The organism is Lacibacter sp. H375, assembly GCF_037892425.1.
In the GTDB taxonomy this organism is placed as follows: Bacteria; Bacteroidota; Bacteroidia; order Chitinophagales; family Chitinophagaceae; genus Lacibacter.
Genome location: NZ_JBBKTT010000001.1, coordinates 3,558,829 through 3,573,224, shown reverse-complemented (window position 1 = coordinate 3,573,224; position 14,396 = coordinate 3,558,829). Strand labels below are relative to the sequence as shown.

At 39.7% G+C, this 14,396-nt stretch carries 16 protein-coding genes; 1 reads left to right on the top strand and 15 read right to left on the bottom strand.

The window, feature by feature from the left end:
- Nucleotides 1-120: 120 nt before the first annotated feature.
- From WG954_RS15350 to WG954_RS15330, 5 genes are all read right to left on the bottom strand, one after another.
- Nucleotides 121-813 (bottom strand): porin family protein, encoded by a 693-nt coding sequence (locus WG954_RS15350; RefSeq protein ID WP_340437568.1) that lies wholly within the window; start codon nt 811-813, stop codon nt 121-123.
- A gap of 202 nt (nt 814-1,015) precedes the next feature.
- A complete protein-coding gene (locus WG954_RS15345) occupies nt 1,016-2,158 on the bottom strand; it encodes a hypothetical protein (RefSeq protein WP_340437567.1) in 1,143 nt (380 codons plus the stop codon).
- Nucleotides 2,159-2,267: 109 nt separating this feature from the next.
- A complete protein-coding gene (locus tag WG954_RS15340) occupies nt 2,268-3,128 on the bottom strand; it encodes a DUF8428 domain-containing protein (RefSeq protein ID WP_340437566.1) in 861 nt (286 codons plus the stop codon).
- Nucleotides 3,129-3,250: 122 nt separating this feature from the next.
- Nucleotides 3,251-3,757: a DUF2911 domain-containing protein gene (locus WG954_RS15335; RefSeq protein WP_340437565.1), complete on the bottom strand. Its 507-nt coding sequence runs from the start codon at nt 3,755-3,757 to the stop codon at nt 3,251-3,253.
- Between the two features lie 82 nt (nt 3,758-3,839).
- Complete coding sequence (locus tag WG954_RS15330; RefSeq protein WP_340437564.1) at nt 3,840-6,407, bottom strand: VPS10 domain-containing protein; 2,568 nt, start codon at nt 6,405-6,407, stop codon at nt 3,840-3,842.
- Between the two features lie 89 nt (nt 6,408-6,496).
- Between WG954_RS15330 and WG954_RS15325 the strand changes: the two genes are divergently transcribed.
- Nucleotides 6,497-7,231 (top strand): toxin-antitoxin system YwqK family antitoxin, encoded by a 735-nt coding sequence (locus WG954_RS15325; RefSeq protein ID WP_340437563.1) that lies wholly within the window; start codon nt 6,497-6,499, stop codon nt 7,229-7,231.
- A 160-nt stretch (nt 7,232-7,391) separates the two neighbouring features.
- Here WG954_RS15325 and WG954_RS15320 read toward each other — a convergent pair whose 3' ends face one another.
- The 10 genes from WG954_RS15320 to WG954_RS15275 all read right to left on the bottom strand — a co-directional run bounded on the left by WG954_RS15320 (nt 7,392) and on the right by WG954_RS15275 (nt 14,394).
- Nucleotides 7,392-7,766 carry a nuclear transport factor 2 family protein gene (locus WG954_RS15320; RefSeq protein ID WP_340437562.1) on the bottom strand — a complete coding sequence of 125 codons (375 nt, stop codon included), beginning with the start codon at nt 7,764-7,766 and terminating at the stop codon, nt 7,392-7,394.
- 117 nt (nt 7,767-7,883) lie between these two features.
- Nucleotides 7,884-8,102, bottom strand: a complete 219-nt coding sequence (locus WG954_RS15315) for a hypothetical protein (protein WP_340437561.1) — start codon at nt 8,100-8,102, stop codon at nt 7,884-7,886.
- Nucleotides 8,103-8,318: 216 nt separating this feature from the next.
- Nucleotides 8,319-8,948, bottom strand: coding sequence for a hypothetical protein (locus tag WG954_RS15310; protein ID WP_340437559.1), 630 nt, complete (start codon nt 8,946-8,948; stop codon nt 8,319-8,321).
- A gap of 124 nt (nt 8,949-9,072) precedes the next feature.
- Nucleotides 9,073-9,915 (bottom strand): DUF5829 family protein, encoded by an 843-nt coding sequence (locus WG954_RS15305; RefSeq protein WP_340437558.1) that lies wholly within the window; start codon nt 9,913-9,915, stop codon nt 9,073-9,075.
- Nucleotides 9,916-10,012: 97 nt separating this feature from the next.
- Complete coding sequence (locus tag WG954_RS15300; protein WP_340437556.1) at nt 10,013-10,402, bottom strand: nuclear transport factor 2 family protein; 390 nt, start codon at nt 10,400-10,402, stop codon at nt 10,013-10,015.
- Nucleotides 10,403-10,533: 131 nt separating this feature from the next.
- Nucleotides 10,534-11,265, bottom strand: a complete 732-nt coding sequence (locus WG954_RS15295) for a TMEM175 family protein (RefSeq protein ID WP_340437555.1) — start codon at nt 11,263-11,265, stop codon at nt 10,534-10,536.
- Nucleotides 11,266-11,534: 269 nt separating this feature from the next.
- Nucleotides 11,535-11,891: a bleomycin resistance protein gene (locus tag WG954_RS15290; RefSeq protein ID WP_340437554.1), complete on the bottom strand. Its 357-nt coding sequence runs from the start codon at nt 11,889-11,891 to the stop codon at nt 11,535-11,537.
- Between the two features lie 60 nt (nt 11,892-11,951).
- Entirely contained in the window at nt 11,952-12,497 is a 546-nt protein-coding gene (locus WG954_RS15285; RefSeq protein ID WP_340437553.1) for a Crp/Fnr family transcriptional regulator, read from the bottom strand.
- 251 nt (nt 12,498-12,748) lie between these two features.
- Nucleotides 12,749-13,303 carry a cupin domain-containing protein gene (locus WG954_RS15280; RefSeq protein ID WP_340437552.1) on the bottom strand — a complete coding sequence of 185 codons (555 nt, stop codon included), beginning with the start codon at nt 13,301-13,303 and terminating at the stop codon, nt 12,749-12,751.
- 209 nt (nt 13,304-13,512) lie between these two features.
- Complete coding sequence (locus WG954_RS15275) at nt 13,513-14,394, bottom strand: pirin family protein (protein ID WP_340437551.1); 882 nt, start codon at nt 14,392-14,394, stop codon at nt 13,513-13,515.
- Nucleotides 14,395-14,396 lie beyond the last annotated feature (2 nt).

Sequence of the window (14,396 nt, the reverse complement as noted above, 5' to 3'; positions counted from 1 at the left end):
CGGCAACTGTAATAATATTATCAGCTAGTCTATCATTCGCATCAATTATAATCATCTCCTCAGCGGTAAAATAAAAGGGCGCATTGCTAAGCAATGCGCCCTTCTCAGTCCGGCAGGTTATTACAAACGGAAACCGATCGTAAAACTCAGAACTCTATGCTTATTTTTTTCATCAACATTATTATCAGCACCTGATTGAAGTTTTGCTAAACCCAATCCATAATTCACTGAGAGCATTGCTTTCTCACCTTCAAAACCAATGGTTCCATTTAAACCATAATCGAAACGACGAAGGATTCCATAACCTGAGCCCTCTTCACCTTGTGTTGTAGGATCATCATCTGAAAATTCAATTTTATCAGTTCTGTTATACGCAATACCAATTACCTGATAATCCAGTTTTCTCTTGCCACCTATACCCACAGCGGCATAAGGACCTGCACCAACAAAGAATTTTGCATCACCACCTAATGGCGCTTTCAGAACTACGTTTACAGGAACTTCAATGTAATAAGGATTCACAACTGAACGGAAATAGCCATTCTGACCAGGTTCACCTGTTTGCAACTTTGAGCCTTTACCTGTAAACATCAATCCAGGTTGAATAGAAAGAATGTTTTTAATAAGTGAGATATCACCTTGCAGTCCCACATGAAAACTTGACAACGCCCTGTTTTCATCAACATCTCCATCCTCACTGATAGAGATATTCGCAAGGTTGTAACCGGCTTTAATAAATACTGAAGAATTTTGCGCTGACACACTGCTGATCGTTACAGCAAAAAAAGCAAGACAAAGAAGTTTGATTTTCATAAACATATTTTTTTGATGATTGCCAAACACCATGCCAAACTATTATTAAGGATTGTTATGGTGACGGATTAAATGCCTTTCTATTTAACGAGGTAATACAAAGGTTGGATGCATAGACCATCAAATGACAATGTGGTTTAATCTAAATAAAAAAAACTCCGGCAAATGCCGGAGCTTTTATATAATGGAGTAGAAGTACACATTAATCAACAGCATTATCAACATATGCTGATACCCAGCCTACCTGGCCGTTTTTGATCAAATAAAATTGTTTGGCTTCGTTCACCGATTTGAACTGGCGCATAATACGCAGCAGCAATGCACTACCGGCCATGAGTGAACGCTGATCGAACACTCCATGCACACGCTTTACTTCAGATGAAATAAGTTTTTTATCCCATTTGCCATTTGTGAGCTTGCTCATTAAATAGCTTTCAGAGAAGGAAGAATAATTTTCTGTAACACGTTTATGGAAACGCTCCACATCTTCATAAGTAACCGGTACTACAGGGTTATTATTTAATTCGGGATACAACAACGTTGCAGTTGCCCAGGCAATACCACCACTGAATGCAATATGATCGCTCACAGGATAGCTGCCACTCGTATTAACCGTATAGGCGATCTCTGTATTTTCGGCACCTGCTGCTACACGCAACAACTGGCGTGTGTAATTTTCATGCGACTTATCATCGCCACACATTTTTTCTGCGGCATTGGCTGTACTCTTTGTACCCCATGATAATTGAAAGAGATAGAAATAGCTATCATTACCATAAGGAAAGAAACCACCTTTTGAATTACCACTGCCAATATCAATAAGAAAAGTGTTGTAACGACGATTTGCAGGCACAATTCCCTGGTGGGATAATTTTGCTTCCTGCTGCACATCCACCACTTCAACCTTACGTGTTGGTTCATTTACTTTAGAACGGAATTCTTTGATAAGTTTCTCTACCCATTCTTTTTTGTTCTCTTTTTCTGCCTGCATCTTTACACCGCTGCTTATAACAGTAAACACTCTTTTTGATGGAATATTAAACTTTGTAACTGCTGTTTGAAACATTCCGGCAAAACTTGTAGCCGTTGCATCAAAGGTTGGTTGTGTAAAGGAAATGAAGTCAGTATTGAAAGAAGTGTCTTTAACAATGGAAAAACTATTACCTGTCTCCTTATTTTTTTTCATTTCTATCACACTCAGCTTCACTCCTTTCGATCCCACTTCAATGCCCGCATAAAGATCAGGAACACTTGTATATTTAGTTTGGGTGCTGGTTTGAGCAGATGACTGATAACCCAACGTAATAACGAGGGACACCAGTAACAAAACTTGCTTCTTCAACATAATGTAAGTTGTACTTTGGGTAAAAGTAACACAAAGGAACTCTGTTGTACCCATTAATGCAACGCATTTAAGCAACTGTGAAAAAAATGTGATTAAGTGAAAAGCTGATCTAATTCAATCGCAGGTTTGTGCGTCCAATCCTAACTCCATTATGATAGAACTGCACACTGTACATGCCTTTATCATACGCAGACAGTTTCAGATTCATTGCGATGCGGCTTGCATCACCTTTTGCATAAGAAAGTTTTGCTTTGCGGGTATAGGGAATACGATCGTTGTTAGAAGTAGTGAGCATACCTGATTGCCAGGGATCATCCTGTACCACATCACCAGAAGGATCGATCAACGCCATATACACTTCCGTATCGCTGAATGAAGCTGTGGGGTTTTGAACCGTGCAGGCAATGCTGAAATAACCTGTTGCATCTGCATTGGCCGTTACCTGTTCCTTACCCGATTGTATTGCTCTGAAACTGATGGCCGATGCTGTAAACACAGGATCTTCTGCTATTGGTTTACTGATGGTTTCTACACGATTTGTTGCCGGAGACGTTGTATTCTTTATTTCAGTTGAAGTAGTTACAGGCGTTGAAGCTGAAGAAGATAACCGCTGCTGCAATTGTTTTATCTTTTCCTCTGCCCTGCGCAGATCTTCCTTGGTGATATTGTTGATGGCGAGGATTGAAGCAATTTCATTACGTAAACTATCAATAGCATTCCTGGTTGAATCAAGCGGAACAAATGCAGTATCAACAACCGCTGCGGTACGTGATGAATCGATCTGGCGCAATAAACCATTATAAGCAACACGCAATGAATCGTTCACTTTTGTTTGCTCAGCAAGCGAATCTTTCACGGGCAGCAACACATCAGTATTGGCATATTTATTTTTATCGTAGAGATGATAAACCCATGTGCCAATCAAACATAGTGAAACGATCACCAGCAATATGTTCCTCGAATCCTTCATTCCCGTGCAAACTACTCATTAATTACAGTGCAGCATTGAAACCCTTGCTGGTTGTGGATAAGCTGTGAAATGAAAAATCCCCCGATTGCTCAGGGGATCGATCACACATTGATGGTTTATACTTATTGTGAAATCTTAAATGGTACACTTAATTTTTCCCATTTGATGGTAACACCGTCGGCGGCGCCATCGATCTTAAGTGTTTCAGTCATGTCACCTGCGGTTGGCTTAACCGTTACACGCAAAGCATCATCTGTTGCTTTGTATTGGTAAGCGCCCCACTGTTTCCATGTTTTGTTGAAAACGATCACCCACTCATCTTTGCCCGGCACTGTAAACAGTCCGTACTTACCGGCAGGCAATGTTTTACCTTCTATTTTAATATCCTTATCGGTTTCAAATACGGTTGCTTCATTAGCACCTGTACGCCATACTTCGCCATAAGGAACCAGCTTACCCCAAATCTCTCTTCCTTTTACCGAAGGAGCGCTGTAACTGATCTTAATGTTTGCACCACCCGCTTTGAACTCTGTTGATGCAGGCGGACTAGGCTTTGTTTGATTTTGTGCACAAGCTGTAATGGAAAGCAACAAACCGAAAACGGTCATTAAACTGAAAATACGTTTCATGTTCTTCTGTTTTTTATTAGAGTTTCAAGATAAAACAAATTACCAGCAATATTGTTGCCTGAATGACAAATGGCGATTAATGTTATTTTAAATCTGCCTTTTTCTTGTCGTGATAGGCTTTGTCGGCAGCCAGTTTTTGTGCCTCACCCAGGGGAGCAATATAAATACTCCGGCCATGTGTACCCAACACAATTTCATTTTCCCTTTCCTGGATCGCAATATCATGAATCGCTACACGAGGCAACTCGCTCATCCATGCCATGCTGCTTGCACCCCCGTCGAACGATACATATAATCCATGATCGGTTCCTACATACAGGAGATTTTCCTGCTTTGGATCTTCACGAATTACATTCACCGGTTCGGCAGGCAGATCAGTAAACAGTTGTTTCCAGGTAGTACCGTAATCTTCACTTACAAATACCCATGCTGCAAAATGATCGTTACGGTAACCGTTCAGCGTAACATATACCCTGCTTTCTTTGAATTTCGATGCAATCACACGGCTAACATAAAGCCCTTGTACATTCTTTGGAAGCTTGCTATGTACCGCACTCCAGCTATAGCCACCATCTTTTGTTACGTGAATAAACCCATCATCGCTACCTGTATAGATCAACCCAAAACGCAAAGGCGATTCACTCATGGTGACCAATGTTCCAAACGGAACATTGCCTTCTTTTTTCCCACCTGTAAGATCGTTGCTGAGGTTAGCACTGTTTTCGCCTTTATTAAAGCTGCGGTGAAAACGATTTGTGCCGAAATAAAATACATCCTGGTTATGTTTTGATAAAAGAATGGGTGATTGCCAGTTAAAACGTAATGGCTTTTCACCAAGCTCATGTTGCGGCCGCACATTTACACGACCCATAAACGGCGTGTTTTTATTTGCACGGCTGTAAGCACCAAATTGTGATCCTGCATAAACAGTTGTGTTATCTCTTGTATCAACCTGCACCTGCATGCCATCGCCACCACCAATTGATTTAAACGCATAGCTGCCGTTGTCGTGCCAGTCAACTGTTTCACGGTTGTTGCTTGGGCCGTACCATGTACCGTTATCCTGCAAGCCACCATATACATTGTAAGGTTTTGCATCATCAACCGTAATGGCATAAAATTGGCCAAGTGACGCTGAATTGGCTTTAAACCAGTTTGCCCCATCATCATAGGTTATATTAATACCACCATCATTACCATTGATCATGTGTGAATCTTTTTTGGGATTGATCCACAATGCATGATGATCGGAATGCACATTTCTTCCTTCAATATTTTTAAAGGTCTTACCTGCATCAGTACTCATCCATGCATTTACACCAAGCACTACCACTTTATCCGGATTTGTTGGCGACACATAAATTTTTGCGAAGTAATAACCATACGTGCTGAACACCTGCGGCAATTTATTATTCACCAGTTTCCATGTTTTACCTGCATCATCACTACGGTACACTTCACAACCTTTAATACCTGCGTTGCTGAAACCATCATCACCTGCATCAAAATAATCCCACATAGCAATGGGTTGAATTTTCCCCGCACGAACCATTTCTTTTACAGATGCTGCGGTATATTTTGCAGGATAACGTTGCTTACGCATGAACGTATCCAGTTTTTTATCATCAAGACCTAGGAATTTATCAGCCGTCATGGTTTTAAAATCGGTGAGTTGAAGAACAGTATCACTCACCGGCTTTTTCTTTGCAGTATCAGGCAATGGATTGTAATTATCAATGACGGCATAAACAATGTTTGGATTTTTTGCATACACACTCAACCCAATACGACCAAGCTTCTTCCCTTCTGCAAAACCACTGCCCGGTGCTGTAATGTTGCTCCAGGTATTACCGCCATCAGTACTTTTATAAATACCGCTTGTTGGTCCGCTCTCTGTAAACAACCAGCCACGGCGTGTACGATGCCACATGGCCGCATATAATTCATTCGGGTTGTTTGGATTCATCTCCATTTCAACTGCACCGGTGTTATCATCAATTGACAACGTGAGTTTCCATGTTTTACCACCGTCAACTGTTTTATATACACCACGTTCTTTATTGGCCGAATATAAATGACCTAATGCCGCCACCCAAGCAGTATTAGGATCGGTTGGATGCAATTGCACTTTACCTATATGATGACTTTCGGGCAAACCAAGGTATTCCCATGTTTTACCATTATCGCTGCTTTTGTATACACCATTACCTGCATAAGATGAACGGCTACTGTTTACTTCACCTGTACCCACCCAAATCACACGACTGCCATACCACTTCACAGCAATGTCCCCAATGGTCATTACATCTTCATTATCAAAAATGGGTGTAAATGATTGTCCGTTATTCTTTGTATGCCACAAGCCTCCGCTGGCATAAGCCACATAAAACTCTGTTGGGTCTTCAGGATTTACTTCCACATCATTTACCCTTCCGCTCATCACGGATGGACCGATATTGCGGAATTTTGCATCTTTTAACAAAGATTTCTTCTCCATTTGCTTTCGCAACTCCATGCCTTTCAGTCTTTCTTCGGCAGGGGTTGGCTTAATTTGTGCATTACTGGTAAGAACAAAGAGCAGAAACGGGAGAACGGGAGTAACTTTGATCAGGCAATTTTTGAACATTGCCATCGTTTTGTAATGGAGCATACAGCTTTGGTTTTTTAATCTCATGTTTTTTTGAAGAATACCGAAAACGATCAGTATTATCTGTCCGAAATCAAATGAAAAATAGACAAATGAATCAACTATTCAACCTTTCAAACTTACGAATACCCGCCTTAACTGTTGTGGCGATGTTGCTTTTTTGGATGAACGGTTCAGCACAATGTAAGGACTATACCATTAGTGTTAAGGGCGATACATTGAATTGCACCGACATGAAAGACCTGAAGCAAGGCAAATGGGTGGTGCGATATGAAGAAGTGCGTGGCGAACCTGGTTATGAAGAAGAAGGCGAATTCCGTAATGGAAAGAAAGAAGGCCCGTGGCGTGTGTACACACTTATGGGCGATGTATTAGCCATTGAATTTTACCGTTGGGGAAACAAGCACGGTAAACAACAATACTTTAATGCCATGGGCGATATGATTCGTGAAGAAAGCTGGCTTGCTCAAAATCCGGAGAAACCAACTGAAACAATTGAAGTGTATGATGTGAACGATCCTAAGAAAGTATATCTCGTGGAAGTAAAGCTGGAAGCATCTTCAGTAGCGCATGGTTTCTGGACAATCTATGAACCGGGCTCAGGCAAAGTGTTACGTAAGGAAAACTTTATCCTTGGCAAGCTGGACGATGGTACTGGTTCAGCAAACGGCATTATTAAAAAAGATCCCAACGATCCTGCTGATGCAAACACTACTAAAAAAGATACGCCCAAAGAAAAAGTAAAACCCAAAGAGATTCTCGATTACGAAAAAAAGAATGCGGGCAAGAAGAAAATAAAAATCAGAACAGGACAAACCGGAGGATAGTTCTAATAAAAGTACAAGTTCTGAATTGTAAGTTGTAAGAACTCTTGTTGACGTAGGTATTATTCCTCACTAACAATTCCATTTTATCTATAGTACTCCCTGGCGCAAATGTTTAGCAAGATCATTCAACGCCAGCGAGGATTTTTTATTAACTAGATAGCTATTGCGCTAACTCGGCTTCTGTATGAAGCGCACAAAGCCATCCGTCATCTTCTTTTGTCCATGTTGACGTGCAGGCACATTTCATTGACGGGCCCTGTACATCGTATGCCGTTCCAAGTTCAACATGATAAGCAATCACAGCACTTTTTTTACTAACCGCCTGGCTTTCGACATTGGAAATATTCAGCACTTTTATTTTTGCGTTGCTGCCAGACTCAAACATATTTTTAAATGCAGCTTCATCAACACTTTGAACGCCGTTTTTACCGGCAACAATACAAGGGAAACGGGTGAGCTTTTTCACCGTATCAAAATCGTGATCTTCCATTGCCTGCCAATACTTTTTTTCTAACTCAAGAATTTCTGATTCCATAATTTATTGGTCTTTAAGTTTAATTAATGCACGATAAAATTCAATCAAATGATCAACGCCTGTTTGTTATAACAGGCATTTGATCATCTGATAACTGTATAATAAAAAATGACCCTCTTAACCTTTCGCTTTTCCACCACGAAGAAGCGCAACGAGCAGCAGGATAAAAACTGCGCCGCCAATTACCCAAACAATCGGATTACTATACCATTGAGCCTCATTTTTATCGAGATCTATATCCACATCTACTTTTCGTTCCTGTGCATATAAGGCGATGTTAACGAGGAACAGCACCAGTGCAGAGAATGCATACTTCAGGCTTGTTGAAACTTTCATTGTTTTAATTTTTAGTGAATAATCTTACCTAAGACTTAACAAAACCATGCCATACTCATACTATCTCAGGTAAAGTAACCTGCATTTTATCTGAGGAATTAATTCTACACTCCTTAACCTTAATGAGCTGGAAATAAGCCCATGATACGTTTCAAGCTTGGGAATAAAAACGGTTAGTCGGAGAAGATAACCGTTAAGCAACAGAACAACAATCACCTAAAGTACGCTGGCAAGTGTCCACACCATGTAAAACCAGATGTAGCCAATCCAACTGATGGGATGTATTTTCCTGAGCGTGCGCCAATCATATACAAACAGTGAAATAAACAACGTATTCCAGATAATGGTTTCAAATAATACAAAACCCGCATCCGTATCGATCATCATTTTTGCGGCAACCCTGTCGAGCACAGGCCCCAATACATAAAGTGTTCCCACATAAACATACCGTTTGTGCTTTACGCCATACTTACGATTGATATAAGCCAGCAAAATAAGAACAGCAAAACTTATGGTGAAGAACCTGTTTGCTTTTACATAAGAAGGCATTACCGACCACCCCTTATACACCGCTACAAACACATAAAAAGTACTGACGATTACACCCAAACCTATCAACATACCTGTTATGCCGAGTGTACGATGTGCATTGTAATTTCCTTTTCGTATATATCCTGTTTGTATTACCAGGATAATAAACCACGCAAGAAAAAACAAGCCATGAATGATGAATTTTGGATCGCTGTTACTCTTTTGCCCCACATCGTAAAACAGATTATCTGAAAACGCAACCAGCGACAGAAACAGCAAAAATAAGCTGGCCCAGAAAAAATAATTTCTTCTCATGCAGTAAGATGATTGGGTTTGAATATTTACCGGGCGCACTAAAACAACAGTAAGCTAATATAAGAAATGATGTGAACTGAAAAACATGTTTCGTTAAGACACAATTAAAAGGAGAAACAAATGTCTAGTCAAAAGTAAACACCGCACTGCTTTTCTTTATGAGCAAATTCATTTTGCCAAAGTTGAAGCTTTTGTTACCCGCATCTTCAGAAAGTCTTACTGTGAGTTTTTTAACCTTTGATATATTAACTGTATTATTCACCACATAAGAAATAGTTGGCTCATTGGTCTTTATAAACTTATTTCTCTCTTTACGGTATCCGGCAAGTTTTAAAACAGGTATAAGATCCTGCAGTTCTTTTTGTGTAATTACTAATTCAATGGAAACAATAGTTTCAAACAGTTTGTTTTCTTTTACCGGCTCTCTTGCAAGAAACTGTTTCATGCTCACTTCGACAGAATCACCAAAGCCCCATTTACGATAGGTATCAACAGAGTACGAACTCAACATTGGTATAAGATTATTCTGCTTCTTTTTACTTATCCGGTCGTGATGAGTATACACAACTTCCGACAATGTAAAACCAGGTCCTTCAAAATCATACAAAACAATTGAGTCGGCGGCAACTTCCCGAAACGCTTTTTCCAAAAGTCTCCCCTGTCCCGGCCTTCGGGTTTGAAAAATCACGTAGGCCGTTCCACGTTGGGTAGCAAAATAGCCCCTTGCAGGATTGAAATGAATGAAATTGTTTTGTCCATAAATATAATAGCTGAGCACCAGCGGAGAAAGCATCATGGTGTCATAAGTAAAAGGAGCCAGTTTAGTTCTGATAAAATCGTTTGCTACCAGTTTTTCAAACGAAGCTGAATCTATGATAATTTCAATATGGCTGAAGTCTGACTTTACATCCTGGCTAAAACCTGCGGAACTCAAAAACAAGAATAAAAGGACGATGATTGATTTCATGTTGCATGTATTTTCATTGGTTATTATTTGATTGCAGGCAATGTTTACTAAAGTTAAATGATAACAATGAAAACACGGGCTTATTTCATTTGTGAACCTACTTTTTTACCGGCGTTAAATGAGTTAATACACAAAGCCACCGTTCATTTTCTTTTTTATAAACATCGGTGATCCATTCATCTGCTTCCATTGGTTGCCCTTGCCATGTTCCGGTATTCTGTCCCCGACCAGTTACCAAGGCAATGTTATCGTAAAGTTTTACTCTTAATATTTTCTTTGTCATTGTTGTATGAGAAAGCAATCCTTTTTCAAGCACATTAAAGAATCCTTCTTGTGGTATAATTCCGCCCTGGCTGTCAACCAGCACCCAATCCCCTGTTATGCATTTTTTTATATCATCAACACGGTTGCTGATTACTGCAGCGTTGAAATTGTCTTCAATTTGCTGAAACTGTTCCAGCAATTGTTCATCGGTTATACTGTTCATGTTTAAGATGTTTCGTTACAAAGTACGATAACGAAACATGTTTTCACACTTTACTTTCTTAAAACCACTGAACAGCTGATCCTTTCCGTTGTATTAACCATCAACGGAAAAAAACTTTGTGCCTGAATACATTAAATTGGGCCGTTGATATCATCTTCCATACCGGCGACCACATTTTCAGCTTCTCCATTTTGTGGCGGTTCTTTTGCTTTTGATTTACTCTTCTGTCTCTTAATTATTTTTTGAAGCTGCAATGCCAATTCTTTGGGCCGGGCAAACAAGACAAACAGAAAAATGTATAAAAACACCGCAACCCAGGTAGAAAGGAAACAAATAAAGAACGCCAGTATATTATAAAAAATACTGTAACGATAAATTAACCTGTATGAATTAAAAAAAGAGCGGTCCTCCTCTGCAATTAAGTGATGATTGTACGCATACTGGCAAATGCCGTTTGCTGCAATTGAAATTAATATGTAGTTAAATCCAAACACCGCTAACGCAACGGTACTTTCTGTTTGCATGTACTGAGCCAATATAGCCGTAGGAAATGGTGTAAATGTTACAACAAACAATAAAAATCCATTTACCCACAGAAACCTTGTATCCACTTTCTGAATATACTCAAAAGCAACATGATGATTTATCCAACAAACAAGTATGGTAATAAACCCAATAAAAAATGCAAGGAAAGAGTGCCAATGATGGAAACAGGTTGTTAAAAGATCTGTTTCAGTTCCGGGGTGCAATATCTGAATCAATTCCAACACCAAAAGAGTAATGGCAATTGCAAATACTCCATCACTAAAGAGTTCAACCCTTGCTGTTTCTTTTTTTTGATTGTTACTGGATGCGTGTGTCATGGCAGTTTTTTTTGTTGTGAATTTTGGATGCCAAGAGACGCTATAGCAGGTCTTCTCCTATTAAGAATTGTCTGAAATATCAGGCTTATTTCCTGAAAAGTTGTTTAGCCAATCCTCAATTGGGCTGACGATAAAGTGTCCCTTTCTTAAAGTTACAAATAATGTTGAGGGCTTGTATTGTGGCTTGTTGCACAATACAAGGGTGAGAAGTTACTTGGGCTTGCCAGTCAACAATAGTAAAAGACTAAAGACTGTGTACGTTTTATTATTTACAGGCTTTGCCCAAAAGTGAGTAAGTTATTATCGGGGTCAAGTAAAGAAAATTCACGTTGTTGCCAGGGTTTGTTTGCAAGGTGACCATTGGGGTGAATGTCAACCTTATTATTTAATAAAGACTGATACAATTCATCTATATTGTTTGTACGTATGTATATCTGCCCGTAGTTTTCTTTAGGGTCGAGTGTTTTAAACTCAAAAAAATGAATTTGTAAATTGTCTTTCTCTACAATGAGATAATGATCAAAGTCGTCGCTTCCAATATATTTGAAACCTAACTTGTTTACAAAATAATTTTGGGTAACAGTTTTGTTACGCATCGGCAGTTTGGCGATGATAGCAGTGAGCATATTTTTTTTTCAAAGGTTGTAAATACTTTTTAAACCATCACTTGATTCTGATCAAGAAATTTAACTGGCAGCTCTTACCCTGCTTAACGTTTCAGGTGTTACTTTAAGATAAGAGGCAATCAGTTTTAATGGAAAAACTGTTGTTAACCCGGGTTTGGCCGAATTGATAAACCTGTATTTATCTGAAGGACTTAGTGAACTATCGTAAAGAGAAGTTCTGTATTTCGTCTGGTTCAGGATTTTTCCAAATTGCAAAAAAGACTGTGAGCGGGCACACAAAGCATGAAAGCTGTTGAGGCTTAAAACCAGTATTTCAGACTCAGAAAATGCTTTTATGTTGGTGGTTGAAGGCAGTTGCCCGGTAAGACTTTCCTGGTTAAACATCCATTCATGCTGCAAGTGAAGATCAATCACCTGTTCATCAATATCCTTCATTTGAAATTGAACAAATGCACCTTGCAGCACATAATAGAAAGAGGTACAAACTTCGCCTTCTTTTAATAAGAGCTCGTTTCTGTTAAGCTTTTGTATTGTTGTATGGTTCTCAAAAAGCTCACAGTCAAAACCGGTGAATTGCCCGATTGTATTTAAAATACCTGCTGTCATCGTGGTTAAAGTTAGCAAACTATTTTGTTGGATTTGTCTGCGGAGATTTCACAAGGTGTACTATTCGATTTATATTTTATTTATTTTGAATCCAGTGGTCGGTTGCACCAGCTCCCGGGCAGTCGATGCGGCGTTACGAAAACATATTCCTTGCACACCTGTGCCAACGATGTTATAAAAAGCGATGAGTTAAAGGTTGCAGTTTATGAGCACCCTTAACTCATAACTTGTAACCCGTAACCTATCGAAACTCACTTTCTTACCGGAGCAGGAGCATGTTCAAAATGTTTGTACTTGCCTAACACTTTGCCAATGAAACAAGTAACGGGCAATATCACTTTTTTTACAAACCGAGGAATTATATCTACGTCGAATTCTGTTTTATAACGGGTGATGAGATAAGCCCCATCAAATACTTCGGGTTGTGCTTTGCCCGATTTGTTTTGTGCTTCAAAGATGGAGGTGAGATAAAACATAATGTTATGTGCAGGATAAATCCATCCTTTGCAATGCAATTCGCCATCACCGGCATTCCAGAAACGGTGCGCCACACCACGTTTAAATAATACAGTTTCGCCTTCACCTGCAAATTGCTCTGTGCCGCCTTTTACCAAATAACCAATGCGTCCTTTTACTACTGTAAGACATTCATCCTGCAACCAATGTGTGTGCATAATGGGGCCAAAACCGGGATCAACAAAATTTTCAACAATTAGCTTATCGCCTTCCTCTCCTTTTTCAGTTGCAAGGAATACAAGCTTTTCGCCGAGTACATTTTCGATGGTATGAGGCAAAAGATAGTTCATGATGGTTTATTTTCAACAAAACTAATTTGCGCTCGACTGCTGCACTACCATAGCATGTATGTAATGAGGTAAATGATGAACGAAATGGGGAAATGGATGATAAGTTATGAGTTAAAGGTTATAGGTTACGGGTGATCGTTCAAGCGATGAGTGATCAATGATGAGTGATGAGTACCCATAACTCATAACACTTAGCCCATAACGGCCGGTTATCTCTTCGGTGCCGGATAAGGAACAAAATCGTTCTCCTCTCCTTTTATCTTATCAAACTCCTGAGCGATCCATTTTTGTTTTGCTTCTTCAATAAGTGCTTTGTCTGATGAAACAAAATTCCAATCGATAAAACGTTCTTCAGCAAAAGGCTCACCACCAAAAATATAAATACTGCTGCCTGCTGTAATGGTAAACTCGCAGAGCTTGCTGTCTTTTGCTACGAGCAGGCGTTTGGGTTCATACAAATTGCCTTCACTTTCAATACTTCCATCGAGTATATACAAACCCGATTCGCCATACAATTCACTTCCTAATTTCACGGTTTGTGTAGTTGAGCTTTTGATCTCGATCAAATACAACTTGCTGTAAACGGGCACCGGCGATTTTCGTCCACATGCTTCGCCTGCAATTAATTTATACTGCAACCCATTTTCTTCCCATGCAGGTATCTGTTCTTTTTCAATATGAAAAAATTCAGGCTCCATTTGCTCCAGCTCTTTTGGCAATGCCACCCATATCTGCAAGCCGTGCATGGTTTTGCTTGAATGGCGCAGGTATTCAGGTGTACGTTCGGAGTGAACGATGCCTTTGCCAGCCGTCATCCAGTTAACAGCGCCGGGTTTTATTTCCATTTCTGTACCAATGCTGTCACGGTGCATCATACTTCCTTCAAACAAAAACGTAAGTGTGCTCAACCCGATGTGCGGATGTGCAAATACATCAACATTTTCCCGCTCGTTCATTTGAACAGGACCCATATGATCGATATAAATAAATGGGCCCACCATTCTTTTTTGACGGAATGGCAACAACCTGCCTACCATAAATTTTCCGATGTTAACGGCACGCTCTTCGATAATGAGATTAATGTTTGACATAT

Bases quoted from the DNA above. Each gene is read 5' to 3' on its own strand.
- WG954_RS15295 (WP_340437555.1), bottom strand. From the start codon at position 11,265: ATGACACACGCATCCAGTAACAATCAAAAAAAAGAAACAGCAAGGGTT.
- WG954_RS15310 (WP_340437559.1), bottom strand. From the start codon at position 8,948: ATGAGAAGAAATTATTTTTTCTGGGCCAGCTTATTTTTGCTGTTTCTG.
- WG954_RS15285 (WP_340437553.1), bottom strand. From the start codon at position 12,497: ATGACAGCAGGTATTTTAAATACAATCGGGCAATTCACCGGTTTTGAC.
- WG954_RS15340 (WP_340437566.1), bottom strand. From the start codon at position 3,128: ATGAAGGATTCGAGGAACATATTGCTGGTGATCGTTTCACTATGTTTG.
- WG954_RS15290 (WP_340437554.1), bottom strand. From the start codon at position 11,891: ATGCTCACTGCTATCATCGCCAAACTGCCGATGCGTAACAAAACTGTT.
- WG954_RS15315 (WP_340437561.1), bottom strand. From the start codon at position 8,102: ATGAAAGTTTCAACAAGCCTGAAGTATGCATTCTCTGCACTGGTGCTG.
- WG954_RS15280 (WP_340437552.1), bottom strand. From the start codon at position 13,303: ATGAACTATCTTTTGCCTCATACCATCGAAAATGTACTCGGCGAAAAG.
- WG954_RS15345 (WP_340437567.1), bottom strand. From the start codon at position 2,158: ATGTTGAAGAAGCAAGTTTTGTTACTGGTGTCCCTCGTTATTACGTTG.
- WG954_RS15335 (WP_340437565.1), bottom strand. From the start codon at position 3,757: ATGAAACGTATTTTCAGTTTAATGACCGTTTTCGGTTTGTTGCTTTCC.
- WG954_RS15320 (WP_340437562.1), bottom strand. From the start codon at position 7,766: ATGGAATCAGAAATTCTTGAGTTAGAAAAAAAGTATTGGCAGGCAATG.
- WG954_RS15305 (WP_340437558.1), bottom strand. From the start codon at position 9,915: ATGAAATCAATCATCGTCCTTTTATTCTTGTTTTTGAGTTCCGCAGGT.
- WG954_RS15350 (WP_340437568.1), bottom strand. From the start codon at position 813: ATGAAAATCAAACTTCTTTGTCTTGCTTTTTTTGCTGTAACGATCAGC.
- WG954_RS15300 (WP_340437556.1), bottom strand. From the start codon at position 10,402: ATGAACAGTATAACCGATGAACAATTGCTGGAACAGTTTCAGCAAATT.
- WG954_RS15275 (WP_340437551.1), bottom strand. From the start codon at position 14,394: ATGTCAAACATTAATCTCATTATCGAAGAGCGTGCCGTTAACATCGGA.
- WG954_RS15330 (WP_340437564.1), bottom strand. From the start codon at position 6,407: ATGCTCCATTACAAAACGATGGCAATGTTCAAAAATTGCCTGATCAAA.
- WG954_RS15325 (WP_340437563.1), top strand. From the start codon at position 6,497: ATGAATCAACTATTCAACCTTTCAAACTTACGAATACCCGCCTTAACT.